The following is a 496-nucleotide window of genomic DNA, read 5'->3' as shown; positions in this document are numbered from 1 at the left end:
CTTGGATCAGTTGATCGAGCTGCGTTTCACAAGCCGTAGGATCATTAAGAGCTAAGCGACTTAGATCTGTTACAGCAATAAAGTGCTGAGCAAGTGGAGGTGGCAATAAAGTGCCAACTGCCGTCCCTTCTACTGACTCATTCATGACAGTGCGTAAACTTTCATGACGAGTAATGATCGCTACTAAGGCTTTTTCCAGGGAGGGAATGTCTAATGCCCCATTCATCTTAATGGTGGCTGTCATGTTGTAAGTAGCTGAAGGTCCATCTACGCGATCTAGTGCCCACAGACGCTCTTGACCATGAGAGAGGGTAATTGCGCCATTGGCAGACCTGCCACTTTGAGGAACAAGTTGATGATCATCAACCTCAGTATTTGCCTCCAAGCGCTGCGCTAAGGCTTCTGGGTTGGGACTCTCAAACAGGGTCCGTAGTGGCAAGGTAATTCCCAGCTTTTCTCGTAACTTTGCAACTAGCTTCATTGCTAATAGAGAATG

General features: G+C 47.2%; 1 protein-coding gene. It reads right to left on the bottom strand.

Features of this window, described 5'->3' with window-relative positions; genetic code table 11:
- A partial coding sequence (locus ICN41_RS11225) for a condensation domain-containing protein (RefSeq protein WP_216293014.1) occupies nucleotides 1-496 on the bottom strand: 496 nt, incomplete at both ends.

Source organism: Polynucleobacter sp. 15G-AUS-farblos, from assembly GCF_018882445.1.
Lineage (GTDB): Bacteria > Pseudomonadota > Gammaproteobacteria > Burkholderiales > Burkholderiaceae > Polynucleobacter.
The sequence above is the reverse complement of the archived record's forward strand: the minus strand, read 5'-3'. Positions and strand labels throughout refer to the sequence as shown.